Origin of the sequence: Streptomyces sp. NPDC046859 (genome assembly GCF_040645135.1) — a bacterium.
Classification (GTDB): Bacteria; Actinomycetota; Actinomycetes; order Streptomycetales; family Streptomycetaceae; genus Streptomyces.
Genome location: NZ_JBEYXR010000013.1, coordinates 153680 through 178980 on the forward strand (window position 1 = coordinate 153680; position 25301 = coordinate 178980).

19 protein-coding genes and 5 tRNA genes are annotated in these 25301 nt (G+C 70.8%); 14 read left to right on the forward strand and 10 right to left on the reverse strand.

What is annotated here, in order from left to right:
- The first annotated feature begins 285 nt into the window (after positions 1 to 285).
- The 4 genes from purS to ABZ899_RS20915 all read left to right on the forward strand — a co-directional run bounded on the left by purS (position 286) and on the right by ABZ899_RS20915 (position 4488).
- Positions 286 to 549 carry a phosphoribosylformylglycinamidine synthase subunit PurS gene (purS, locus tag ABZ899_RS20900; RefSeq protein ID WP_055624957.1) on the forward strand — a complete coding sequence of 88 codons (264 nt, stop codon included), beginning with the start codon at positions 286 to 288 and terminating at the stop codon, positions 547 to 549.
- Positions 546 to 1226: a phosphoribosylformylglycinamidine synthase subunit PurQ gene (gene purQ / locus ABZ899_RS20905; protein WP_361348116.1), complete on the forward strand. Its 681-nt coding sequence runs from the start codon at positions 546 to 548 to the stop codon at positions 1224 to 1226. Before purS ends, purQ begins: the two co-directional genes overlap by 4 nt.
- A complete protein-coding gene (gene purL, locus ABZ899_RS20910) occupies positions 1223 to 3481 on the forward strand; it encodes a phosphoribosylformylglycinamidine synthase subunit PurL (RefSeq protein ID WP_361348118.1) in 2259 nt (752 codons plus the stop codon). Before purQ ends, purL begins: the two co-directional genes overlap by 4 nt.
- 209 nt (positions 3482 to 3690) lie before the next feature.
- The gene (locus ABZ899_RS20915; protein ID WP_361348243.1) at positions 3691 to 4488 is read left to right on the forward strand and encodes a sterol carrier family protein; all 798 of its coding nucleotides are present in this window, start codon (positions 3691 to 3693) and stop codon (positions 4486 to 4488) included.
- On the opposite strand, the gene ABZ899_RS20920 is transcribed toward ABZ899_RS20915, so the two are convergent.
- Positions 4478 to 5209 carry a peptidase E gene (locus ABZ899_RS20920; protein WP_361348120.1) on the reverse strand — a complete coding sequence of 244 codons (732 nt, stop codon included), beginning with the start codon at positions 5207 to 5209 and terminating at the stop codon, positions 4478 to 4480. The two genes, ABZ899_RS20915 and ABZ899_RS20920, sit on opposite strands and share 11 nt — an antisense overlap.
- A gap of 113 nt (positions 5210 to 5322) precedes the next feature.
- Here ABZ899_RS20920 and ABZ899_RS20925 point away from each other — a divergent pair, with 113 nt between their 5' ends.
- The 3 genes from ABZ899_RS20925 (at position 5323) to purM (ending at position 8850) form a co-directional block, all read left to right on the forward strand.
- A complete protein-coding gene (locus ABZ899_RS20925; RefSeq protein WP_361348122.1) occupies positions 5323 to 6117 on the forward strand; it encodes an META domain-containing protein in 795 nt (264 codons plus the stop codon).
- A 72-nt stretch (positions 6118 to 6189) separates the two neighbouring features.
- Entirely contained in the window at positions 6190 to 7719 is a 1530-nt protein-coding gene (gene purF / locus ABZ899_RS20930) for an amidophosphoribosyltransferase (RefSeq protein ID WP_361348125.1), read from the forward strand.
- Between the two features lie 42 nt (positions 7720 to 7761).
- Entirely contained in the window at positions 7762 to 8850 is a 1089-nt protein-coding gene (purM, locus tag ABZ899_RS20935) for a phosphoribosylformylglycinamidine cyclo-ligase (RefSeq protein WP_361348127.1), read from the forward strand.
- A 75-nt stretch (positions 8851 to 8925) separates the two neighbouring features.
- Here purM and ABZ899_RS20940 read toward each other — a convergent pair whose 3' ends face one another.
- Positions 8926 to 9180, reverse strand: a complete 255-nt coding sequence (locus ABZ899_RS20940) for a DUF3073 domain-containing protein (RefSeq protein WP_062673355.1) — start codon at positions 9178 to 9180, stop codon at positions 8926 to 8928.
- 317 nt (positions 9181 to 9497) lie between these two features.
- On the reverse strand, positions 9498 to 10586 hold the full coding sequence (locus ABZ899_RS20945; protein ID WP_361348130.1) for a Glu/Leu/Phe/Val dehydrogenase dimerization domain-containing protein: 1089 nt from the start codon (positions 10584 to 10586) through the stop codon (positions 9498 to 9500).
- A gap of 250 nt (positions 10587 to 10836) precedes the next feature.
- Here ABZ899_RS20945 and ABZ899_RS20950 point away from each other — a divergent pair, with 250 nt between their 5' ends.
- Entirely contained in the window at positions 10837 to 11679 is an 843-nt protein-coding gene (locus ABZ899_RS20950; protein ID WP_361348133.1) for a hypothetical protein, read from the forward strand.
- 593 nt (positions 11680 to 12272) lie between these two features.
- A complete protein-coding gene (gene bldC / locus ABZ899_RS20955; RefSeq protein ID WP_086732921.1) occupies positions 12273 to 12479 on the forward strand; it encodes a developmental transcriptional regulator BldC in 207 nt (68 codons plus the stop codon).
- Between the two features lie 493 nt (positions 12480 to 12972).
- Here the strand turns inward: bldC and ABZ899_RS20960 are convergent, their stop codons facing one another.
- From ABZ899_RS20960 to ABZ899_RS20990, 7 genes are all read right to left on the reverse strand, one after another.
- Entirely contained in the window at positions 12973 to 13194 is a 222-nt protein-coding gene (locus tag ABZ899_RS20960; RefSeq protein ID WP_361348136.1) for a DUF6274 family protein, read from the reverse strand.
- Positions 13195 to 13435: 241 nt separating this feature from the next.
- Positions 13436 to 13510, reverse strand: a tRNA-Asp gene (locus ABZ899_RS20965).
- Positions 13511 to 13603: 93 nt separating this feature from the next.
- Positions 13604 to 17581, reverse strand: coding sequence for an ATP-dependent RNA helicase HrpA (gene hrpA, locus ABZ899_RS20970; RefSeq protein ID WP_361348139.1), 3978 nt, complete (start codon positions 17579 to 17581; stop codon positions 13604 to 13606).
- A gap of 100 nt (positions 17582 to 17681) precedes the next feature.
- Positions 17682 to 17755 (reverse strand) — tRNA-Phe (locus ABZ899_RS20975).
- 24 nt (positions 17756 to 17779) lie between these two features.
- Positions 17780 to 17854 (reverse strand) — tRNA-Asp (locus ABZ899_RS20980).
- A gap of 37 nt (positions 17855 to 17891) precedes the next feature.
- Positions 17892 to 17964 (reverse strand) — tRNA-Glu (locus ABZ899_RS20985).
- An 80-nt stretch (positions 17965 to 18044) separates the two neighbouring features.
- Complete coding sequence (locus ABZ899_RS20990; RefSeq protein ID WP_361348142.1) at positions 18045 to 19604, reverse strand: metallophosphoesterase; 1560 nt, start codon at positions 19602 to 19604, stop codon at positions 18045 to 18047.
- A gap of 85 nt (positions 19605 to 19689) precedes the next feature.
- Between ABZ899_RS20990 and ABZ899_RS20995 the strand changes: the two genes are divergently transcribed.
- From ABZ899_RS20995 to ABZ899_RS21015, 5 genes are all read left to right on the forward strand, one after another.
- Positions 19690 to 20040, forward strand: a complete 351-nt coding sequence (locus ABZ899_RS20995) for a metallopeptidase family protein (protein ID WP_062673344.1) — start codon at positions 19690 to 19692, stop codon at positions 20038 to 20040.
- 97 nt (positions 20041 to 20137) lie between these two features.
- Complete coding sequence (locus tag ABZ899_RS21000) at positions 20138 to 20674, forward strand: hypothetical protein (protein WP_361348145.1); 537 nt, start codon at positions 20138 to 20140, stop codon at positions 20672 to 20674.
- Positions 20675 to 20946: 272 nt separating this feature from the next.
- Positions 20947 to 23094: a DEAD/DEAH box helicase gene (locus ABZ899_RS21005; protein ID WP_361348147.1), complete on the forward strand. Its 2148-nt coding sequence runs from the start codon at positions 20947 to 20949 to the stop codon at positions 23092 to 23094.
- A gap of 471 nt (positions 23095 to 23565) precedes the next feature.
- Positions 23566 to 23638 (forward strand) — tRNA-Lys (locus tag ABZ899_RS21010).
- Positions 23639 to 24118: 480 nt separating this feature from the next.
- On the forward strand, positions 24119 to 25105 hold the full coding sequence (locus tag ABZ899_RS21015) for an STAS domain-containing protein (RefSeq protein ID WP_361348150.1): 987 nt from the start codon (positions 24119 to 24121) through the stop codon (positions 25103 to 25105).
- Positions 25106 to 25301: the final 196 nt, after the last annotated feature.

A 25301-nucleotide genomic window follows, 5' to 3' on the forward strand; every position in this document is an offset into this window, starting at 1 on the left:
CGACAATGCAATGTGAAGCTCGACTAAATCCTTCCGCGTGTCCAAAAGCAAGAAGGAGCGGAGCGACTTCGGTGGAAGCGTGGTGGGGGGAGACCGTCGCGCGCAATAGGCATCGGGTGTCGATCCGGGATCTTTTCCGGAACTTTTCACGGCGTGGCCCGCCGGGCGGGCGTCGTGAGCACGGTCACGTAGCTTCCTACAAGTCGACGCGCGTAGAAATTTTGTGCGGGTAGTCTGAAAGCACCTTGCAGGAACCTGCTCAGCACCACACCACCGGGAGTGCACGTGGCACGCGTCGTAGTCGACGTCATGCTCAAGCCGGAGATCCTCGACCCCCAGGGCCAGGCGGTGCAGCGCGCACTGCCGCGACTGGGTTTCGAAGGCATCTCGGACGTACGTCAGGGAAAGCGTTTCGAACTGGAAGTTGACGGACCGGTCGACGATGCCGCGCTCGCCCGCATCCACGATCTTGCGGAATCCTTCCTCGCCAACACCGTGATCGAGGACTTCACGGTCCGCGTCGAGGAAGTCGCGGAGGCCGCGAAGTGACCGCTCGTATTGGCGTCGTCACTTTCCCGGGTTCTCTCGACGACCGGGACACCCAGCGCGCGATCCGCCTCGCGGGCGCCGAACCGGTCGCCCTGTGGCACAAGGACAAAGACCTCAAGCAGGTCGACGCCGTGGTGCTGTGCGGTGGTTTCTCCTACGGCGACTATCTGCGCGCCGGGGCCATCGCCCGCTTCTCGCCGGTGATGGACACCGTCATCGAGCAGGCCAAGGGCGGCCTTCCGGTCCTCGGCATCTGCAACGGCTTCCAGATCCTCACCGAGGCGCACCTGCTGCCCGGCGGCATGCTCGGCAACGACCACCTGCACTTCATCTGCCGCGATCAGAAGCTGCGCGTGGAGAACGCCGGGACGGCCTGGACGACCGACTACACGGCCGGCCAGGAGATCCACATCCCGCTGAAGAACATGGACGGCCGCTATGTGGCCGACCAGTACACGCTGGACAAGCTGGAGGCCGAGGGCCGGGTCGCGTTCCGCTACCTGGACTTCAACCCCAACGGCTCGCTCAACGACATCGCCGGCATCAGCAACGAGGCCGGCAACGTCGTGGGCCTGATGCCGCACCCGGAGCACGCCGTGGAGTCGCTCATCGGCACCGGCCGCACCGACGGCCTCCCCTTCTTCACCTCGATCCTCAAGAAGCTGGTCAACGCATGAGCCGGACGCCTCTGGACACGGTCGAGCACGCGGCCGCGACCCCCGACGTCGAGCTGCCCTGGGCCGAACTCGGCCTGAAGAAGGACGAGTACGAGCGGATCGTCGAGATCCTCGGCCGGCGCCCCACCGGCGCCGAGCTCGCCATGTACTCCGTCATGTGGTCCGAGCACTGCTCGTACAAGTCCTCCAAGGTGCACCTGCGCCAGTTCGGCGAGAAGGCCCCCGAGTCCGACGCCCTCCTCGTCGGCATCGGCGAGAACGCCGGTGTGGTGGACGTCGGCCAGGGCTACGCGGTCACCTTCAAGGTCGAGTCGCACAACCACCCGTCGTACGTCGAGCCCTATCAGGGCGCGGCCACCGGTGTCGGCGGCATCGTCCGCGACATCATCGCGATGGGCGCCCGTCCGGTCGCGGTCGTGGACCCGCTGCGCTTCGGCGCCGCCGACCACCCCGACACCAAGCGCGTGCTGCCCGGCGTGGTCGCCGGCATCGGCGGCTACGGCAACTGCCTCGGCCTGCCCAACATCGGCGGCGAGGTCGTCTTCGACGCCTGCTACCAGGGCAACCCGCTGGTCAACGCCGGTGCCATCGGCGTCATGCGGCACGAGGACATTCACCTCGCCAAGGCGTCCGGCGCGGGCAACAAGGTCATCCTGTACGGCGCCCGGACCGGCGGCGACGGCATCGGCGGTGCCTCGATCCTCGCCTCCGAGACCTTCGACGACGCCAAGCCGTCCAAGCGTCCCGCCGTCCAGGTCGGCGACCCCTTCCAGGAGAAGCTCCTCATCGAGTGCACCCTGGAGGCCTTCAAGGAGAAGCTGGTCGTCGGCATCCAGGACCTCGGCGCGGCGGGCCTGTCCTGCGCCACGTCCGAGCTGGCCTCCAACGGCTCCGGCGGCATGCGCGTCACCCTCGACGACGTACCGCTGCGCGACTCCACGCTCTCGCCCGAGGAGATCCTCATGAGCGAGTCGCAGGAGCGCATGTGCGCGGTCGTGGAGCCCGCGAAGGTCGAGCGCTTCCTCGAGATCTGCGACAAGTGGGACGTCATCGCCACCGTCATCGGTGAGGTCACCGACGGCGACCGCCTGGAGATCTACTGGCACGGCGGCAAGATCGTCGACGTCGACCCCCGCACGGTCGCGCACGAGGGCCCGGTCTACGAGCGCCCGTACGCCCGCCCGTCCTGGCAGGACGAGCTGCAGGCCGACGACGCGAACAAGCTGCCCCGCCCGTCGACCTCGGAGGAGCTGAAGGACCAGGTCCTGAAGCTGGTCGGCTCCCCGAACCAGGCCAGCAAGAAGTGGATCACGTCCCAGTACGACCACTTCGTGCAGGGCAACACCGTCCTCGCCCAGCCCGAGGACTCCGGCATGATCCGCATCGACGAGGAGACCGGCCTCGGCGTCGCCCTCGCGACCGACGGCAACGGCCGGTACGCCAAGCTGGACCCGTACCACGGTGCCCAGCTGGCCCTCTCCGAGGCGTACCGCAACGTGGCGACGACCGGCGCCAAGCCGCTCGCGGTCTCCGACTGCCTGAACTTCGGCTCGCCCGAGGACCCCGCGGTGATGTGGCAGTTCGCGGAGGCCGTACGCGGTCTGGCGGACGCCTGCCGGCAGCTCGGCACGCCGGTCACGGGCGGCAACGTCTCGCTCTACAACCAGACGGGCGAGGCGGCCATCCACCCGACGCCGGTCGTCGCCGTGCTCGGCGTGATCGACGACGTGGCCCGCCGCACCCCGGTCGCCTTCCAGGAGGAGGGGCAGCTGCTCTACCTCCTCGGCGACACGCGTGAGGAGTTCGGCGGCTCGGCCTGGTCCCAGGTCGTCCACGACCACCTCGGCGGACTGCCGCCCCAGGTCGACCTGGAGCGCGAGCGGCTGCTCGCCGAGATCCTGATCTCCGCCTCCCGCGACGGCATGGTCGACTCCGCGCACGACCTGTCCGACGGCGGTCTGATCCAGGCGGTCGTCGAGTCGGCGCTGCTCGGGGACAAGGGCGCCCGCCTGATCGTCCCCGACGGCCTGGACGCCTTCACCTTCCTGTTCTCCGAGTCGGCCGGCCGCGCCGTCGTGGCCGTCCCGCGCTCGGAGGAGCTCCGCTTCACGGACATGTGCGGCGCGCGGGGCCTGCCGGCCACCCGCATCGGTGTCGTGGACGGCGACGCGGTGGAGCTGCAGGGCGAGTTCACGCTCACCCTGTCCGAGCTGCGCGAGACGCACGAGGCGACCATCCCGGCGCTGCTGGCGTAGCCGGCCGTACCGCACGAAGGCCCCGTCCGTTCGACCGAACGGACGGGGCCTTCCGCGTTCAGCCCTCGCAGTTCTCGAGGATCTCGATGTCCCGCTCGACCGGCCGGATCGGGGAGCACCTCCTCGCCGAACTTCGCGGTGTGGACGGTGCGGCAGCCAGGTCGTCGAACTTCGATCCGGACCGTGACCTCGCGCATAGGCTGCTCCCCATGCCCCCGGCCAAGAAGCGCGCGCGCACCTATGACCCCGTCAAGATCCGCACCGCCGTGCTCGCCCAGTTCGGGCACGTCCGGCAGGCCGTCCGCGGGCTCACCGCGGAGCAATTCGCCCTGCCGACCCGGCTGGACGGCTGGACCGTGCGGGACCTGGCCGCCCACGTGACCATGGCCCTGGAGACCGTCAGCCGGAACCTCGACCGGGACGAACCGCCGAAGGCCGGGCTCACCCTGCTGGACTGGCCCTCGGCCACCGCCGCCCGCGCCGGGGACATCGCCGACGGCACCCGTGAGCTGGCCGCCGCCCACCCCGACCTCGACGCGCTGTACGCCCGCACCGAGGAACGCCTCACCGAGCGCCTCGTCACCGCGCCCGGCGACCGGCTCCTCGACACCCGCAGCGGCGCCCTGCCCCTCGCCGACTACCTCGTCACCCGCACCGTCGAGCTCGTCGTCCACACCGACGACCTCAACGCCGCCGTGCCGGGCCTGGACATCCCCTACGACCGCCTGGCCCTGGCTGCCTGCACCCGGCTGCTGGCCGACGCGCTCGCCGCGAAGGCGCCCGGCGGTTCGACCGAGGTACGCGTCCCGCCCTACGCCGTCGTGCAGTGCGTGGAGGGCCCGAGGCACACCCGGGGCACCCCGCCCAACGTCGTCGAGACGGACCCGCTGACCTGGATCCGGCTGGCCACCGGCCGCCTCACCTGGACGGACGCCCTCGCGGAGGCCAAGGTCAGCGCGAGCGGCGAACGCGCCGACCTGGGCGGACTACTGCCGCTCATGGGGTGAGCCTTTCGCGGCGGAGGGGGCGGCAGGGCACGACGTGCTCGGTGGCCCCGCCCTCCCCGTCCGGCTCCACCCGGTACAGCCCGGCCCCGGGCGTCCGCGTCACCGCCTCCGTCAGCCGGCCCTCGGTGAAGAGGGCGCCGACGCCGTCCTCCACCGCCCAGCCCGGCGGCAGCGTCCCGCCCGCCACCGCCGCCCGGTAGGACGGCCGGCGTCCCGGCTCACCGTCGTAGTGCGGGCAGACCGAGCCGGGCAGCAGGCCCAGCCCGTCGGCCAGGTGGGTCAGCGGCCCGAAGGAGTCGGTGTGGGAGCCCTCGGCCCAGCAGTTGGCCCCGGCGCTGATGCCGCACAGCAGGACACCTCGGTCGTACGCCTGACGCAGCAGCCGGTCCACGCCGTGCGCGCGCCATACGGCCAGGAGGTTCGCGGTCTTGCCCCCGCCGACGTACACGACGTCCTGGCTCAGCAGGAAGGTCCGCAGGGCCTCGTCGTCGAGCGTGCGCCGGAACAGGGGCAGGATCTCGGCCTCTGCTGGACGGTCGGCGAACGCCGCGAGGAAGCGCTCGACATAGCCGGGCGCGTCGCCGCTCGCCGTCGGCACGAAGCAGACTCTCGGCCGGGCCGTGCCCACCAGGCCGAGCAGCCAGTCGTCCAGGACGCCGTCGTCGTCGGTGGAGAACCCGCCCCCGAGGAGGGCCAGACGGCGTTGCGGGCCGAGCGTCATGAGCGGGTCTCCTTCGGGTGGCGTCACGGACGGCGTCCGACTCTGCCCAGTCAGGAGCCTCGGCCGCGGACGAAGGGGCGGAACCGGTCCTTCGTCCCTCCCGTCCCACCGGCATGGACACTCTCGGCACACCCCGTACGAACAGGCAGCGACTGGCCGCTCTCGCCGCCCTGACCCTCCTGCCCCTCGCCGTCGCCTGCGGCAGCGAGGACGCCGGGAGCGACTCGGTCGGCGCCGGGGCGCGGGCGTCACTCTCCGACGCCCGCTGGGGCGTCGACCAGGTCACCACGGACGGGAAGAAGGACGCCGCCCCGGACACCGCATGGCTGCGCGTCTCCGGCGACGGGAAGGTCGAGGGCAACCTCGGCTGCAACGACTTCGGCGCCCGGGCCGACTTCGCCGACGGCCACGTCGCCTTCGAGCAGGTCCAGTCGACGGAGATGGCGTGCGACGGCGTCCCGGCCGGCTTCGAGCAGACCCTCGCCCGTACCCTCGCGGACGGCGACCTGACCACCGAGAAGGACGGTGACAGGCTCACCCTCACCACGAAGGACGGCGACCGCGTGGCGCTCACCCGGCAGGAGGCGGCCCCGCTCAAGGGCACCGAGTGGACCGTGACCAGCCCGGACGCCGACGGCCGGGCCCACCTCACCTTCGACGCGAAGACCGGCCAGGTCAGCGGAAGTCTCGGCTGCAACCGCGTGAAGGCCGCCGCGACGGTCCGCGACGGCAGTATCACGCTCGGCACGGCGTCCACCACCCGAATGATGTGCGACACCTCACTCATGACGGCGGAGAAGAAGCTCCTGGGCCTCTTCGACGGCACGGTGAAATACCGCGTCGATCACCGCACGCTCACGCTGACCAGCGAAAACGGCGAGACCGTCCACGCGACCGCGGGCAAGTGATCCTTTACCGCGGTGTCACGCGGGGTATTCCCCAATTCGGACCAGTGGTCGACCTCGCCTACACTCGGGGGCGTGCCACGTGGTGACGGTCGACTCAATCACGATCTGCTCCCCGGCGAGAAAGGCCCCCAGGACGCGTGTGGCGTCTTCGGTGTCTGGGCTCCGGGCGAAGAGGTCGCAAAGCTCACGTACTTCGGGCTCTACGCCCTCCAGCATCGGGGCCAGGAGTCCGCGGGAATCGCGGTCAGCAACGGCTCCCAGATCCTCGTCTTCAAGGACATGGGCCTCGTGTCCCAGGTCTTCGACGAGACCTCGCTCGGTTCGCTCCAGGGTCACATCGCGGTCGGACACGCCCGCTACTCGACCACCGGCGCCTCCGTGTGGGAGAACGCCCAGCCGACGTTCCGTGCCACCGGGCACGGCTCCATCGCGCTCGGCCACAACGGCAACCTCGTCAACACCGCCCAGCTCGCCGAGATGGTCGCCGACCTGCCCAAGCAGGAGGGCGGCCGGTCCCCGCGCGTCGCGGCCACCAACGACACCGACCTGCTGACCGCGCTGCTCGCGGCCCAGGTCGACGAGGACGGCAAGCCGCTCACCATCGAGGAGGCGGCCCACGAGGTCCTTCCGCAGGTGCAGGGCGCCTTCAGCCTCGTCTTCATGGACGAGCACACCCTCTACGCCGCCCGTGACCCGCAGGGCATCCGCCCGCTGGTCCTCGGCCGCCTGGAGCGCGGCTGGGTCGCCGCCTCCGAGAGCGCGGCCCTCGACATCGTCGGCGCCAGCTACGTCCGCGAGATCGAGCCGGGCGAGTTCGTCGCCATCGACGAGAACGGCCTGCGCACCTCCCGATTCGCGGAAGCGAAGCCCAAGGGCTGTGTCTTCGAGTACGTGTACCTGGCCCGTCCCGACACCGACATCGCCGGCCGCAACGTGTACCTCTCCCGCGTGGAGATGGGCCGCAGGCTGGCGAAGGAGGCCCCGGTCGAGGCCGACCTGGTCATAGCGACCCCGGAGTCCGGCACCCCGGCCGCCATCGGCTACGCGGAGGCGAGCGGCATCCCGTTCGGCGCGGGCCTGGTGAAGAACGCCTACGTCGGGCGGACCTTCATCCAGCCCTCGCAGACGATCCGCCAGCTCGGCATCCGCCTGAAGCTGAACCCGCTCAAGGAAGTCATCAAGGGCAAGCGCCTGGTCGTCGTCGACGACTCGATCGTGCGCGGCAACACCCAGCGCGCCCTGGTCCGCATGCTCCGCGAGGCGGGCGCCGCCGAGGTCCACATCCGGATCTCCTCGCCGCCGGTGAAGTGGCCGTGCTTCTTCGGCATCGACTTCGCCACCCGCGCCGAGCTCATCGCCAACGGCATGACGATCGAGGAGATCGGCACGTCCCTGGGCGCCGACTCCCTGTCGTACATCTCCATCGACGGCATGATCGAGGCGACCACCATCGCCAAGCCGAACCTGTGCCGCGCCTGCTTCGACGGCGAGTACCCGATGGACCTCCCGGACCCCGAGCTGCTCGGCAAGCAGCTCCTGGAGACCGAGCTCGCGGCCGGTACGGCCGCCACGGCTGCCGCCGACGCGATCCGTCGCCCGTAAGCCCCGTAGTTCCCAACCGAAAGATCCCAGGCAATGTCTCCTGTGTCAGATCAGTCGCCTCCGGCGACGGCCACCGGCGGTGCTTCCTACGCGGCGGCGGGCGTCGACATCGAGGCGGGCGACCGCGCGGTCGAGCTGATGAAGGAGTGGGTGAAGAAGGCCCAGCGCCCCGAGGTCCTCGGCGGCCTCGGCGGCTTCGCCGGGCTCTTCGACGCCTCCGCCCTCAAGCGGTACGAGCGTCCCCTCCTCGCGTCCGCCACGGACGGCGTCGGCACCAAGGTCGACATCGCGCGCCGGATGGGCGTCTACGACACGATCGGGCACGACCTGGTCGCCATGGTCATGGACGACATCGTGGTGTGCGGCGCCGAGCCGCTGTTCATGACCGACTACATCTGCGTCGGCAAGGTCCACCCCGAACGGGTCGCCTCGATCGTCAAGGGCATCGCCGAGGGCTGTGTGCTGGCCGGGTGCGCCCTGGTCGGCGGTGAGACGGCCGAGCACCCGGGCCTGCTGGGCGAGGACGACTTCGACGTCGCCGGCGCCGGTACGGGCGTCGTGGAGGCCGACCGGCTGCTCGGCGCGGATCGCATCCGTAAGGGTGACGCCGTGATCGCCATGGCGGCTTCCGGCCTTCACTCGAACGGGTACTCGCTGGTGCGGCACGTCCTGCTGGACCAGGCCGGTCTCGCGCTGGACGCCCGGATCGAGGAGTTCGGCCGCACGCTCGGCGAGGAACTGCTGGAGCCCACGAAGATCTACTCGCTGGACTGCCTGGCGCTGACCCGGACCACCGAGGTGCACGCCTTCAGCCACATCACCGGTGGCGGTCTGGCGGCCAACCTGGCCCGGGTGATCCCCGACGGGCTCCACGCGGTCGTCGACCGGTCCACCTGGACCCCGGCGCCCGTCTTCGACCTCGTCGGCAGGACCGGCCGGGTCGAGCGCCTGGAGCTGGAGAAGACGCTGAACATGGGCGTCGGCATGATGGCGATCGTGCCGCCGGACTCGGTCGACGCGGCCCTGGCCACGCTGAGCGACCGCGGCGTCGACGCATGGGTGACCGGCGAGATCACGGACCGCGGCGAGCACCCGACCGGCGCGGAGCTGGTCGGCGACTACGCGGTCTGAGCGGTCCCGACCCGAGGACAGCACAGAACCCGGCCGGTGGCAGAGCCACCGACCGGGTGAGTGCTCAGTGCATGGTCAAGCGCCGCGACGGTGTTGTGAAGAGGGACCGTCGTCTTCGTCCTCGTCGTCGTCCTCGTAGAGGTCGGCGTACCGAGAGTAAAGATCGTCCTCGTCGTCCTCATCGTCCTCGAACGGCTCGCCGTTCGGCGGCTGGCTCGAAGTCGATGCGCCCAGTTCACTGGCCAGACGTGAAAGATCCGTCCCACCGCTGTTGTACTTCAGCTGGCGGGCGACCTTCGTCTGCTTGGCCTTGGCCCGGCCGCGCCCCATGGCTCGACCCCCTCGGTGACGGGGCTCGACGGCCCCAGAGTCTGACACGCGTTCATGATCCGGAACGGACTCTCCATGGAGAGGCCGATCCGTAGGGCTTCCACGGTACCTGAGCCCGCGCCCATACGGTACGTCGCCCGCAGCACGCGCGTCTGCCCAGGACCTTCGAGGTGCCCTGTCCTCGCTGGTCAACCGCGATTTTAACCACTTATGAGCGGTCGACCCGCCGGTAGAAGTGAGAGTTCTCTCCAACTGCCCACCGGCGGGTACCGCCCGTGGCCGTGCCGGCGGACCCCGGCCCTCCCGGGTACGCCGGATCAGCGGCCCGCGCCGGCCTCCGCGATCCGCTGCTCGGCGATCCGGTCGGCCGCGGCCGCCGGCGGAATCCCGTCATCCTTCGCACGTGCGAATATCGCCAGCGTGGTGTCGAAGATCTTCGCCGCCTTCACCTTGCAGCGGTCGAAGTCGAACCCGTGCAGCTCGTCGGCGACCTGGATGACCCCGCCGGCGTTCACCACGTAGTCGGGCGCGTAGAGGATTCCGCGGTCGGCGAGGTCCTTCTCGACACCCGGATGGGCGAGCTGGTTGTTGGCGGCGCCGCACACGATCCCGGCGGTCAGCACCGGCACGGTGTCGTCGTTCAGGGCCCCGCCGAGCGCGCAGGGCGCGTAGATGTCGAGGTCCTCGACGCGGATCAGGGTCGCGGTGTCGGCGACGGCCCTCACCGAGTCCGGGTGGGCCGCGACGATCCGGCCGACGGCTTCCTCCCGCACGTCCGTGATCACGACCTTGGCGCCCTCGGCCACCAGGTGCTCGACCAGGATGTGGCCCACCTTGCCGACGCCCGCGACGCCGACCGTGCGGTCCCGCAGCGAGGGGTCGCCCCAGCGGTGCTGCGCGGAGGCGCGCATGCCCTGGTAGACGCCGAAGGCGGTGAGCACCGAGGAGTCGCCGGCGCCGCCGTTCTCCGGGGAGCGCCCGGTCGTCCAGCGGTTCTCGCGCGCCACCACATCCATGTCGGCCACATAGGTGCCGACGTCGCACGCGGTGACGTAGCGGCCGCCCAGGGAGGCCACGGACCGGCCGTAGGCCAGCAGCAGCTCCTCCGTCTTGATCCGGGCCGGATCACCGATGATCACGGCCTTCCCGCCGCCGTGGTCGAGCCCGGCCATGGCGTTCTTGTACGACATCCCGCGCGCGAGGTTCAGGGCGTCGGCGACGGCCTCCTCCTCGGTCGCGTACGGGTAGAAGCGCGTACCGCCGAGGGCGGGGCCCAGAGCGGTGGAGTGGATGGCGATGACGGCCTTGAGGCCGCTGGCGCGGTCCTGACAGAGCACAACTTGCTCGTGACCCCCCTGGTCCGAGTGGAACAGGGTGTGCAGGACGCCGTGTGTTACGTCGGTCACTGTGGTGACTCCTGAGTACGGGCGGCGATCGGAGCGGAGCCCCCTCGCGGTCCCCCGCGCTTGTGGCGCGATGGGGGACGGTGGCGGGTGCTCGAGCATGAGATTAGACCTCCGGACGCCCCGTGAACCCGCGGCGCGGGGGATCACCTCCTCCCGGAGTACAGCCGTGCGACGATTTGCATGGATTTCCCGCTCCGTCCCAGGCGGGGTCCACAGGTTTTCCTGGCAGACGGCGGGGGAGGGAGCAGGCGTGCCCAAGGTGTCCTCGGTGATCGTCCCGTATGCGACGTACCTGAGGGTGTACGAGCCACTGGCCGCCTTCCCCGAGCCGGAACGCGGTCACTGGGCCCGTTACGCCCGCCGCCCCGACCGTCCCTCGTACCAGGACGAACTGCGCCGCTCCCTGGCCGACTTGCTGCCCACGCCGCCCGTGCCGGTGCCCGTCCACGAGAGCAGTGACGCCTTCGTGCTGGAGGTGGACGGGGTGGTGTGCGTGTGCCCGTGGCGCACCCGGCTGCGCGGCTGGCAGGCGCTGGGGGAAATCGGCGACGAGCTGCCCGAGCCGGTGCTGGACGCGGTCCTGCCGGAGGTCGTACGGCGGCAGGCGGCCCAGGACTACGAGCGCTGGCTGGCCCGCAACCCGGACGCGCGGCCGTGGATCCGTACCTCGACGTGGCAGGTGCCGCTGCACTGGTTCGTCCTGGTGTCGGACGGGGAGCGGCGCTTCGACAAGGGCTCCGGCGACGTGCCCCCGATGCTGCGGTACCAGACGCCGATGGTGGAGGCGCGGCGCCGGGTGGCGCGGGGCCTGCGGACGCTGAAGGAGAGCATCGACGAGGGCCCGCTCCTCGACGGCCTGCTGGACGTGGGGCGCTGGCTGGAGGAGTTCCACCCGCGTTCGCTGGTGGAACTGGACTACGGCGGCCTGGTGCACACGCTGCCGGCCGGTGAGCTGGAGGACGACCACTCGGCCGCGGACGTGGCGGAGGGCATCGAGGCGCTGCGGCGGGGCGACGGCGCGGCGGCCGGGGAGGCGTACGGGCGTCTCGTGGAGCGCTGGCGGTCGGTACGGGACCGGCGGTCCGCCAACTGAACTCCCCCGCGCGCGGGGGAGTGTGACCCAGCGCACAGCTCAGGCCACGGGGTGACGAGTGGCATCCCGTATGTAACGAACTGGCGTTTGACGATCCGCCCGTTTTGGGGTTTCGTGCTCGGTCTGAGGTACCTGATGTCTCGTCAACGAGGGACGTAAGGCGCGATCCGGGCGTATACCTCTGGATCCAGCCAACTCGTCCAAGCGTGACGGACCGCACGTACACGGCTCTTGCGTCCCTAACCCCTCCTCGTGCCAAAATAGGACAAGGAGTCCGGGGAGGTCTCCGTCTCGACATTGCACGCTTTGGGGGGTCATGAGACTCCTGCACGCCACTGTGACTGATCGTCACAGTGGCGTGACTGTCCGCTATGGCATGGTCCATCGGCTTCCGTCGCTGATGAACACCTGGAGGGGCAATTCCATCGGTTTGGCCGACGCGGCTGGACAGATGGTGTAGTTGTAGTGCCGAGGACAAGCCGTTCGTCCTATAACCGACTCGACTCGCGTCCGCCATTTCGGGCAACGCGGGTCAAGGTGCAGAATTTAGAGGAAAGAACCGAGAAGGTTCGGTTCTCCCGAGGAGGCCGCTCATGACCGCTCGCACCCCTGATGCCGAGCCGCTGCTGACCCCGGCTGAGGTCGCCACGATGTTCCGCGTCGACCCCAAGGCGGTCACGCGGTGGGCGAAGGCCGGGAAGCTCACTTCCATCCGTACGCTCGGCGGTCACCGCCGTTACCGCGAGGCTGAGGTCCGCGCTCTGCTCGCGGGTATTCCGCAGCAGCGCAGCGAGGCCTGAACTCTCGCAGAACCGGGCAAACCGGCGGTTCCCCCAACTCGCCGCAGCGCCCGGACCTAGCTCCAAGCGACGCGGGTTCTGCCCCAACAGAGCCCTCGCCCAAGCCGTCAGAGCACTTCAGGCACGCAACAAGGGTGCGTCGTAGATCGCGCTGGACTCCGCCGGGTCCAGCGCGATCTTTTTTGTGCGCCCTCGCGCGCCCGTCCGTGAGGCTGTGCGTGGCCTTGTCGAAGTCTGGGGACCGCTGTCGGATCGCCGGTGCGGCCGGGCCCGGACGGTCGCACCGGGTGGCCGGCGCGACCCACGGAACCTGGTGCAATTGCACATATTAAATTGACCGTTTGTAGGCGGGGTGTAAGTGGCGGGCTCCCGGAAACTCATGCGGTGACACCCGTCACACGCCGGGGTGCTTGTTGCCTCTGGCGTATGTGCGTTAAAGGGAGTGACACCTTCCAGAAGCCGCTGGCGCGACCGGAGTTGAGGACGGTCGTGGTCAGGCCGGGGACGGCGTCTCCTCCGGGGTCGCCTCGTCCGCGGCCGGCCGGAGGGCACCGGGCGTGTCGGACGCCCCGGGGGTGCCGGACGCGCTGTCGAGGGCCAGCCGCAGCAGCCGGTGGCAGATCGGGCAGTGCCGGGTCAGATGTCGGTAGGAGGAGGCGGCCGACAGGTGCGCGCGGAGCAGGGCCCGCGTCTCGTGCCTGGTCGATGCCGCCATACGCCACCTCCACGGGGGCCAGCCGAAAAGGGCCCTGAGATCTGGGTACCGAGCGAAGGTGGCTCCGTCAAGGCGGCGTGAACGGCCCGCCGGCCCGGCATCGCCCCACCAGCCCCTCAAGCCCCTCAAGCCCCTCCGGGCCCTCCAGGGCGGCTGAGGGGCGGCCCTGAAGAGAGCCGCCGGGGCCCTGCCGCGCCCATGCGAAAGGCCCGCCCCCTCGACGGGGACGGGCCTTCACTTGCGGTCCTGACGGGATTTGAACCCGCGGCCTCCACCTTGACAGGGTGGCGAGCACTCCAAACTGCTCCACAGGACCAGGTTTTGCGGCGCCATTCGTGCGGTGCGCTGCGAGAAGAGACTGTACAGGAGGGTGAGCCCCGGGTCGAACTCACCCTCCGTGGGGGGTCCGTCACGGCGCCAGCGCGTCGATCGCCTTCACGATCCGCTTGTCGGAGATCGGATACGCCGTGCCCAGCGCGTGCGCGAAATAGCTGACCCGCAGCTCCTCCAGCATCCAGCGGACGTCCAGCACCGCCTGCGGCACCGGACGGCCCTGCGGCATCTGCTCCAGCAGCCAGGCGTACTCGTCCCGCATCTCGTGGACCTTCTCCATGCGCGTCGTGTCGCGCTGGACGTTCGTCGGCATCTGCTGCAGACGGCGGTCCACCGCGATCAGGTAGCGCATCAGGTCGGGCAGCCGGCGCAGCCCCGCCTCGGTGACGAAACCGGGCTTCACGAGGGCGTCCAGCTGGGCCCGCGCGTCCGCGAGGTTCGGCAGCAGGGCGGGGCTGCGCACGCCCTTCAGACGCCGCTCCGCGGCCTGCCAGGCGGCCAGCACCTGCTGCACCTGCCCCACCGCGCGCACCGTCGTGTCGACGATCTCCGCGCGCACCTTGTCGTACAGCTTCCGGTACGACTCCTCGTCCCACGCGGGGCCGCCGAAGTCACCGATCAGCTTGTCCGCCGCCGCCATGGCGCAGTCGTCGAACAGCGCCTGGATCGACCCGTGCGGATTCGCCGACAGGGCCAGCTTCTGAGCGTTGGTCAGCTTTTCGGATGCGAACTTCGCCGGGTTGACCGGGATGTTGCGCAGGATCAGCCGCCGGGTGCCCCTCCACATCGCCTGCTGCTGCTCCGCCTCCGTGTCGAACAGCCGCACGGAGACCGTGTCGCCGTCGTCCACGAGCGCCGGGTACGCCTTAACCGGCTGTCCGGCCCGCCGGGTCTCGAAGACCCGGGTGAGCGTGCCGATCGTCCAGTCCGTCAGGCCCGAACGCTCCAGCGACTCCCCGCCCTGCCGGGACGCGGTCGCCGCGGCGGCCTGGGAGAGCGCCTTGCGCGCCTTCGGCTTCAGGCGCAGCTTCAGCGCCTCCAGGTCCTTGTCCTCGGCGAGCTTGCGGCGCCGCTCGTCGACGATGCGGAACGTGACGCGCAGATGCTCGGGGACCTTCGCCCAGTCGAAGTCGTCCGCGGTGAACGGCACCCCGACCATCCGCTTCAGCTCGCGGGCCATCGTCACCGTCAGCGGCTCCTGGCCGGGGACGGCCGTGTCCAGGAACCGCTTCGCGAAGTTCGGCGCCGGCACGTAGTTGCGGCGGATCGGCTTCGGCAGCGAACGGATCAGCTCCGTCACCAACTCCTCCCGCAGACCCGGGATCTGCCAGTCGAAGCCCTCCGCGGTGACCTGGTTGAGCACCTGGAGCGGGATGTGGACGGTCACACCGTCCGCGTCGGCGCCCGGCTCGAACTGGTACGTCACCCGGAACTTGAGCTGCCCCTGCCGCCACGAGTCCGGATAGTCGGCTTTCGTGACCGCCTCGGCCGACTCCCGGATGAGCATCTCCCGCTCGAAGTCCAGGAAGTCGGGCTGCTCCTGCCGCTTGCGCTTCCACCACGCGTCGAAGTGCGCCCCCGACACGACGTGCTCGGGGACCTTCTCGTCGTAGAAGTCGAACAGCGTCTCGTCGTCGACGACGATGTCCCGGCGCCGGGCGCGGTGCTCCAGCTCCTCGACCTCGCTCAGCAGCCGGCGGTTGTCGGCGAAGAACTTGTGGTGCGTGCGCCAGTCGCCCTCCACCAGGGCGTTGCGGATGAACAGCTCCCGGCTGACCTCCGGGTCGATCCGGCCGTAGTTCACCTTGCGCTGCGCCACGATCGGGACGCCGTACAGCGTCACCTTCTCGTACGCCATCACGGCCGCCTGGTCCTTCTCCCAGTGCGGTTCGCTGTACGTCCGCTTCAGCAGGTGCCCGGCCAGCGGCTCCACCCACTCCGGCTCGATGCGCGCGTTGACCCGCGCCCACAGCCGGGACGTCTCCACCAGCTCGGCGGACATCACGAAACGCGGCGGCTTCCTGAAGAGCGCCGACCCGGGGAAGATCGCGAACTTGGCGTTGCGGGCGCCCAGGTACTCGTTGCGCCCGCCCTCCTTGCGCGCCCCCGGAGCGGAGTCCTTCGACTCCTTCACGTCCTTCATCCCGATGTGGGAGAGGAGACCGGCGAGGAGGGAGACGTGGATGCGGTCCGCGGGCGCGTCGTCCTCGTTGAGATGGATGCCCATCTGCTTCGCCACGGTCCGCAGCTGCGTGTAGATGTCCTGCCACTCGCGGATCCGCAGGAAGTTCAGGTACTCCTGCTTGCACATCCGGCGGAACGACGACGAGCCGCGCTCGCGCTGCTGCTCACGGATGTAGCGCCACAGGTTCAGATAGGCGAGGAAGTCGCTCGTCTCGTCCTTGAACCGGGCGTGCTGCTGGTCGGCCTGGGCCTGCTTGTCCGCGGGGCGCTCGCGCGGGTCCTGGATGGACAGGGCGGCCGCGATGACCATGACCTCCCGGACGCAGCCGTTGCGGTCGGCCTCCAGGACCATCCGGGCCAGCCGCGGGTCCACTGGGAGCTGGGCGAGCTTGCGGCCCGTGTCGGTGAGCCGCTTGCGCGCGTCCTTCTGCGCCGGGTCCAGCGCGCCGAGCTCCTGCAGGAGCTGGACGCCGTCACGGATGTTGCGGTGGTCCGGCGGGTCGATGAACGGGAACTTCTCGATGTCGCCGAGGCCGGCCGCGGTCATCTGGAGGATGACGGAGGCGAGGTTGGTGCGCAGGATCTCCGCGTCGGTGAACTCCGGCCGGGCGAGGAAGTCGTCCTCGGAGTACAGCCGGATGCAGACGCCGTCGGAGGTACGGCCGCAGCGGCCCTTGCGCTGGTTGGCGCTGGCCTGCGAGATCGGCTCGATCGGCAGCCGCTGCACCTTGGTGCGATGGCTGTACCGGCTGATCCGGGCGAACCCGGGGTCGATCACGTATTTGATGCCCGGCACGGTCAGCGACGTCTCGGCGACATTGGTCGCCAGAACGATCCTGCGCCCGGTGTGCGGCTGGAACACCCGGTGCTGCTCGGCGTGCGAGAGCCGGGCGTACAAGGGCAGCACCTCGGTGAACCGGTACTTCTTCTTCTCCAGCGCGTCCGCGGTGTCCCGGATCTCCCGCTCACCGGAGAGGAAGACGAGGATGTCGCCCTTCCCCTCGCCCATCAGCTCCTCGACCGCGTCCGTGATCGCCGTGATCTGGTCGCGGTCGGCGTCGTCGGAGTCCTCCTCCAGCAGCGGGCGGTAGCGCACCTCCACCGGGTACGTACGGCCGCTGACCTCGACGATCGGGGCGTCGCCGAAGTGCCGCGAGAAACGCTCCGGGTCGATGGTCGCCGAGGTGATGACGACCTTGAGGTCCGGCCGCCTCGGCAGCAGCTGGGCGAGGTACCCCAGCAGGAAGTCGATGTTGAGGGATCGCTCGTGGGCCTCGTCGATGATGATCGTGTCGTAGGCGCGCAGCTCGCGGTCCGTCTGGATCTCGGCGAGCAGGATGCCGTCCGTCATCAGCTTGACGAAGGTGCCCTCCGGGTTCACCTGGTCGGTGAACCGCACCTTCCAGCCGACCGCCTCGCCCAGCGGCGTGTCCAGCTCCTCCGCCACCCGCTCGGCGACCGTGCGCGCGGCGATCCGGCGGGGCTGCGTGTGCCCGATCATGCCGCGCACACCGCGGCCCAGCTCCAGGCAGATCTTCGGGATCTGCGTCGTCTTGCCGGAGCCGGTCTCACCGGCGACGATCACGACCTGGTGATCGCGGATCGCCGCGGCGATCTCGTCCTTCTTCTGGCTGACCGGCAGCTGCTCCGGATACGAGACCGCGGGCACACGGGCGCGCCGCGCGGCGATGCGCTCCTCGCCCTTGGCGATCTCCCCTTCGATCTCGGCGAGCACGGCGGTCTGCGCCTCGGGCTTACGGATCTTGCGCGCGCCCTCCAGCCGCCGGCCGAGACGCTGCGCGTCACGCAGCGAGAGCTCGGTCAGACGGGGGGCGAGGGCGCCGAGGGCGGGGGCGGGGTGCGTAGACATACGCGGTCCAGGGTCTCATCCCGCCGAAATTCATGGCGAATGCTTTTGTCCGGCGGGCACGGCGAAGCCCCCGCCGATCACTCGACGGGGGCTTCCTCTGTGGCTGGGGCCGGGGTCGAACCGGCGACCTATCGCTTTTCAGGCGATCGCTCGTACCAACTGAGCTACCCAGCCGTGAGGGTCTTGCGACCTTCACAGCGGTCCTGACGGGATTTGAACCCGCGGCCTCCACCTTGACAGGGTGGCGAGCACTCCAAACTGCTCCACAGGACCTTGCGATGCGTGCAACAGTGTCGCACACCGTACTGCGTGCCCCCAACGGGATTCGAACCCGTGCTACCGCCTTGAAAGGGCGGCGTCCTAGGCCGCTAGACGATGAGGGCTATCGGCCCGCCTGGGCGCTTCTCAGCGCGTCGGGGACGTGAGAAGCATATGGGATGGCGGGAGGGATCGCCAAAACGGTTTACGGGCTTGCGCCGGGGGACGCGCTCTCGCGGTCCGGCGCGCCCGGCTGGTTCTCCTCCACCAGGTGCCGGCGCACCTCCGCGGTGGTCAGTCCGAGGCCGCCGAGTTCGATCTCGTCCCACGCCTGCAGCCGCCGGGTGTCGCGGTCGAAGTAGAGGATCGAGGCCTGGATGGGATCGGGGTGCTTGCCCTCGACCGCGCGCAGCCCGCTGCCCCCGGTGGAGCCCTCGACCCGCAGCCGGGTGCCGTACGGCAGCACCTCGGTCTTCTCCTGGTGGATGTGACCGGCCAGGGCCAGCGGGACCTCGCCGTCGGTCTGGCGGGCCGCCACGGGCTCATGGGCGATCGCCACGTCCACGGGGGTGCCGGCGGCCTTCTGGTCGCGCAGGGCGGTGGCGAGCCGGGCGCCGGCGAGTTCGTTCGCCGCGTCGCCTCCGGGGGCCTGGGAGCGGTCGGGGGTGAACTGGGGATCGCCCGTCCCGGCGAACCGCAGCCCCCGGATGGTCACGGCCTCGCCGTCGTCCAGGACGTGGGCGTTGTTCAGGCCCTCCAGATAGCGCTGGGTGACGCGGGAGTCGTGGTTGCCGCGCACCCAGACGTACGGGGCGCCGAGATCCTCGATCGGGTCGAGGAAACCGTTCTCGGCGGCCGTGCCGTGGTCCATGGTGTCGCCCGAGTCGACGATCACGTCGACCTTGTACTGCTCCACCAGGGAGGCGATGATCTTCCAGCTCGCCGGGTTGAGATGGATGTCGGAGACGTGCAGGACGCGGATCGTGGTCGGGTCCGGGGCGTACGCGGGGAGCGTGGACGTGGCGTCGTAGAGCTTGGTCACGTTGGTGACCAGACGCGCCAGCTCCTTCTGGTAGACGTCGAATTCCGTGACGATGCTGCGCGCGTCGCCGACCAGGGACGGGGCGGAGGACAGCAGCCCCGAGAACTTCGGCTCCAGGACGGACTCCGGGTTCCAGGTCGCGTACGCCGTCCCGCCGGACGCGGCCAGCAGGGTGAGGGCGAGCCCGCCGGCGGCCAGGGCGCGGCGGGGGCGCCGGTACACGACCAGGCCGAGCGCGGTGGCGCCGGTGACGACGGCGACGACACTGCGCAGGGCGAGGTCGAGGGTGCCGTCGGAGACGTCCTGGGTCACCTCGTCCTGGAGGCCGGAGAGGCGCTCGGGGTGGTCGACGAGGGCCTGGGCGCGTTCGGGGTCGAGCTGGTCGACGTTGACGTCCAGCCGGACGGGGGCGACGTGGCTGTCGAACTGGAGCGCGCCGAGCGGCGAGATGTTGATCTTGGTGCCGCCGGTGAAGGAGGGCCGCAGCGTCATCGTGGTGTTCATCGGCCCGACCGGCACCCGGACGTTGCCGACGACGAGCAGGCCGAGCCAGGCGCCGACGAGGACGACGGCGACGAGACCGAGGGCGCGCATCCAGGGGTGGGGCTGGGCGACGAGCTCGGGTTCGGGGTGCGGTCGGCGCGTGGCGTAGCGGTCGGCGAGGGCGCGTGGTGCCCTGGGGAGGTGGGCGAGAACTTTCATGATCGCGGGGACGCGGGCCATTGATGCCGTATGCCCAAGTCCGTCACCGGATATGCGGGGCCATCGGCGGCTCCTCGGGAGCGGTGCCGTGCCGGACAATGGGCCTGTGCTGGAGATGACGCGCGAGGAGTTCGAGGAACTGGTCGCCGAGGCGCTGGACCGGATCCCGCCGGAGCTGACGCGGCTGATGGACAACGTCGCGGTGTTCGTCGAGGACGAACCGCCCGCCGACGACCCGGAGCTCCTCGGTTTGTACGAGGGTACGCCGCTGACCGAGCGGGGCGAGTGGTACGCCGGGGTGCTCCCGGACCGCATCACCATCTACCGGGGGCCGACGCTGCGGATGTGCGCGTCGCGGGAGGAGGTCGTCGAGGAGACCGAGGTCACCGTGGTCCACGAGATCGCCCACCACTTCGGGATCGACGACGAGCGGCTGCACGCCCTCGGGTACGGGTGAGGGGTGGCCCCCTGGGCCCGGGCGCGGCGCGTGTCTTCTTGTGGGCGACGGGAGTTGGGCAGGTTGACTTCTTCGCCCGCCCTTGGAGGTGGCTCGCGTGCGCCCTCTGTACGTACCTGTCCGACTGGCCGCGACGGCCGTGGCCGTGGCCGCCCTCGCCGGCTGTATGAGTGTCGGTGACGACGGCGCCGGGGGGAGTGCCAAGCCGTCGCACTCCACCGGGCAGCGCGGGGGCGAGGCGCCCGACGGGGGACCCGCCGGGGAGGGCGGCGGATCCGGGTTCGGCCCGCACGCGGACGTGGACGGCAAGCGGGGGAAGCGGAAGGGCAAGGACGGGCGGAGGAAGGGCGGTGAGTCGGCCGGGCCGTCGGACTCGCCGTCCGCGAAGGCGAGCCCGTCGAAGCCGGCCGGCGGTGGTCCGGCGCAGCCGGGGCGGACCGACGGGCCGCGCCCCACCCGGCCGGCCGATCCGGAGCCCACCCGGACGGCGGAGCCCGAGCCCACGCCGACGCAGGAGCCGTCGACCCCGACGCCGACGCCCCCGACGGCGGAGCCGTCGTCGTCGGCGCACGAGGAGACGGCGCCGCAGCTCGTGCAGCGCGAGCCCGCTCCGGCGGCGCAGGCGCCCGCGTGACGTAGCGGGGTCGGGTGGGGGGCCGGCCGGGGGCCGGTGGGGGTGGTCCGGCGAGTGACGTTGACTACATGGTTGACGGCCGGTTTGCCTTGAGGGGTGAGGGGTGCGTATGGTGGTAGATCGTTTGATCCCATTTGCCCGGCGCCACCACAGAGCGCGCCGTGTGGCGCGTACTCTCCCTTGCCGTGGCTGACCGCATTGAGGCGGTCTTATTGCGAATCACGGAGTTGACGGGCGCGTGCCGACGAGACTCCGGAAGGTTTCGCATACGCATGTCCATTTCCAGTACTGATCACGTCGTCGTGCCCGAGAACGACGAGAACGAGCCCGTCGAGGAGACCCCCACGGTCACCTTCGCGGCCCTCGGCCTCCCCGAGGGCGTCGTGCGCAAGCTCGCGCAGAACGGCGTGACCACCCCCTTCCCGATCCAGGCCGCGACCATCCCGGACGCCCTGGCCGGCAAGGACATCCTCGGCCGCGGCCGAACCGGCTCCGGCAAGACGCTGTCGTTCGGCCTGCCGACGCTGGCGCGCCTGTCCGGCGGCCGCACCGAGAAGCACAAGCCGCGCGCGGTCATCCTCACCCCGACCCGTGAGCTCGCCATGCAGGTGGCGGACGCCCTCCAGCCCTACGGCGACGTCCTCGGCCTGAAGATGAAGGTCGTCTGCGGCGGTACGTCCATGGGCAACCAGATCTACGCACTGGAGCGCGGCGTCGACGTCCTCGTCGCCACTCCGGGCCGACTGCGCGACATCATCAACCGCGGCGCCTGCTCCCTGGAGAACGTCGAGGTCGCCGTTCTCGACGAGGCCGACCAGATGTCCGACCTGGGCTTCCTGCCCGAGGTCACCGAGCTGCTCGACCAGGTCCCGGCGGGCGGCCAGCGGATGCTGTTCTCCGCCACGATGGAGAACGAGATCTCCACGCTGGTCAAGCGCTACCTGAGCAACCCGGTCACGCACGAGGTCGACAGCGCCCAGGGCAACGTCACGACCATGTCGCACCACATCCTGATCGTGAAGCCCAAGGACAAGGCGCCGGTCACCGCGGCCATCGCCTCCCGCAAGGGCCGCACGATCATCTTCGTGCGCACCCAGCTGGGCGCCGACCGCATCGCCGAGCAGCTGCGCGACTCCGGTGTGAAGGCGGACGCGCTGCACGGCGGCATGACGCAGGGCGCCCGGACCCGGACGCTGGCCGACTTCAAGGACGGCTACGTCAACGCGCTCGTCGCCACCGACGTCGCCGCGCGCGGCATCCACGTCGACGGCATCGACCTGGTGCTGAACGTCGACCCGGCCGGCGACCACAAGGACTACCTGCACCGCGCGGGCCGCACCGCGCGTGCCGGCCGTACCGGCACGGTGGTCTCCCTCTCCCTGCCGCACCAGCGGCGTCAGATCTTCCGTCTGATGGAGGACGCGGGCGTGGACGCCTCGCGCCACATCATCCAGGGCGGTGCGGCCTTCGACCCGGAGGTCGCCGAGATCACCGGCGCCCGGTCGATGACCGAGGTCCAGGCCGAGTCCGCGGGCAACGCCGCGCAGCAGGCCGAGCGCGAGGTCGCCCAGCTCACCAAGCAGCTGGAGCGGGCGCAGCGCCGCGCGGCCGAGCTGCGCGAGGAGGCCGACCGGCTGGTCGCCCGGGTCGCCCGTGAGCGCGGGGAGGACCCCGAGGCCGCGGTGGCCGAGGCGCAGGCGGCGGCGGTCGAGGCCGTCGAGGTGTCGGTTCCCGAGCAGCCGGCCGCCCAGGACGTGGACCGGGCCGAGCGCGCGGAGGCCCCGGCGCCGTACGAGCGCCGTGACCGTGGCGGCTTCAACCGCGACCGTGAGCGGTCCTTCGACCGTGACCGCGGCGGGCGCTCCTTCGAGCGCCGCGACGACCGCGGTGGCTTCAACCGGGACCGTGACAGGGACCGCGACCGTGGCTTCGAGCGCCGTGACGACCGTGGCGGTTTCCGCCGCGACGACCGCGGTGACCGGGGTGACCGGGGTGGCGACCGTGGTGGGCGTTCGTTCGAGCGTCGTGACGACCGCGGTGCCGGGCGTTCCTTCGAGCGTCGTGACGACCGTGGCGGTTTCCGTCGCGACGACCGCGGTGACCGCGGTGACCGGGGTGGCGACCGTGGTGCCCGTTCGTTCGAGCGTCGTGACGACCGAGGTGCCCGTGGCTTCGAGCGCCGTGACGACCGTGGCGGCTTCCGCCGTGACGACCGCGGTGCCGGGCGTTCCTTCGAGCGCCGCGACGAGCGCGGTGGTCACCGGGGCAGCGACCGTCCCTTCAACCGCGACCGCCGTGACGACCGTCCGGGCTTCCGCGCCGGCGGCCACGAGCGTCCGTACGGCCGTCGTGACGACCACCGGGGCGCCGGTTCGTTCGGCCGCGGCGAGGACAAGCCGCGCTGGAAGCGCAACGGCTGACGCCGACTGATCGCCGAAGGGCCCGTACGACTCACGTCGTGCGGGCCCTTCGGCTGTATGGGGAGGACCGGTGCGCCGAGATGCTGGTACGCATGCCGAGCGGCGAGCTGCGCCGGCAAGTGCGGTGCCCCGTACACCTCGTCGAGCAGCCACACGCCCCTCGGCTCGCGGTGGAACGCGTACGACGTCCTCACCGCGCCCGCTGACCTGACCGGCCGGGTCGACCTCGTGTCGCGGGACACCGCCGGCACCCTGCATCGCGACAACGGCCGACGGCACGGGGCCGTTCGGCTCGCGGGTGAGGATCGCGAGCGGCTGGAACGGCTACAGGGGCCTTTTCTGACGTCCCGACGCACCGGCGTGGGCGCACTCGTCCGACGGGCGCGCCCACCCCGCCGACAGGGCCGTCACACCGATACCCGATCGGCTCGGCGGCCACGTGCGGCTATGCTCGGGGTGGCGTCATCGCCTGGGCCCTTAGCTCAATTGGCAGAGCAGTGGACTTTTAATCCATTGGTTGTGGGTTCGAGTCCCACAGGGCCTACGGGTCGCAGGCGGGGGAGATAGCCCCCGACCTGCTGGGCAGCGCCTGAGTCGGCTTCGGCCGGGTCGGGCGCTGCTTCGTTCTCCGGCCCGTGCGTGAGCGGGACGTGTGCGCACCTGCGGCGGGTTGTGTGCGGCCCGGCCCCGGCGGGTACTCGAAGCGGGCGTGAAGCCAGGCAGTGTGCCTCACCAGTGGGCCGCCTGCCCTGGACGTCTCCATGAGCCCTCGGCAGGCGGCGCGCTCGGTTCGGACGGGCCCGCCCGGTACTGCGGGCCGAGGCCGTCGGCGGCGTACGGTGGAAGGACCGAGGGCATCGCGCATTCCGGCCGTTTTGCCGGGTCGTCCTCGGCGGGAGACGAACCCCGGGCCGCCCGCGCGGACGGTACGGAGACGGGTCGGCATCATGTACGCCGCGATCACTGCAACTCCGCGCAGGTCCACGGTCGTTGGGAATCCCCGTCGAGGGACGGGGTGAGGGCGGTGCGGCGGCTGGACATCCACCGGCGGGACAAGGGGGAGCGGGCCCTGGTCGCGCTCCTGGGCGAGGGGGGGCCGGCCACGGCACCCCTGCTGCGGGCCGCTCTGGAGCAGTGCCTGCGCGACGGCATGACCGTCATCGACGTCGATCTCACCGCCGTCGGCTCCTGCGACGCCAAGGGCCTGGACGTGTTCCTGACGGCGTCACGGCGTGCCGAGCGGGTGCACGCCGCGCTGAGGCTGCACCACCCGTGCGCGCAGATCACCCGGCTTCTCGCAGGCACCGGCTCCGCTCACCTGCTGCCGGCCCCGGCCCAGCCGATGCCACCCGCGCCGCTCCACGACCTGACGGGCGCATCCGCGTCGGCCGGAGGGGCACACTCGTCCGGCGACCGTGCGGCTGCTCCGGCGGTCAAGGAGGGGATTCGGCTGCGCCGGCTGACCCGCCTGCAGTTGGAGGGGATGAGCGAGGACATCGCCGACCTGGTGGTGGAACCCGTGCCGGGATCCTCCGGACGGGCGCACCGAGAACGGCTCGACTTCCTGTGGCGGCTTGCCGTCAGCGCGCGACGGACCGGGTTCGCGTTGCTGCTCGCCGAGACGACGGTGCCGGTGGGATGTGCCTTCGGATTTCCGGTGGGCCCCGGCGGCCGGTCCGAGCGAGGGCTGCGGGAGTGCATCGGGCGGCTCACCGGCGGTACCGGGTTCCTGCTCCTCACCCAGGTCGTGGCGCAGTGCCACGGCCGGCACCGCGACATCGGCCGCCTCCTGCAACAGCGCCTCCTCGCCGACCGGCACGCCGCACTCGGGGTCGCCCTCCTCCACCCGGCGGACCTGGCCGGACAGGCCGCGTACGAGTCCTGGGGCTGGCGGAATCACGGAGAGCTGCCAGGGCTGCCCGGGCGGGGCGCTCCTTGCGTGCTGACCCTTTCCCGGGAGAGCGGCCCCCCGGTTCCCGCGCCTCGGGCGGTCCGGCAGGGCCGGGCCTAGGGCCTTTCGTTTGGATCAGCCCGGCTGTGGCCGACGGGACATGGTGACGTGCCCGAGCGGGGTCTGGTGCGTGCGGCTGCAAGGCGGAGGAGGGAGTCGACGCGGAGCGTCGGCGAGTGACGACAACGCCGCAGATGTGCGTGCCAGGCCCCGCGACGCCGGAATGATCCGAACGAAAGGCCCTAGGTGGACCTGG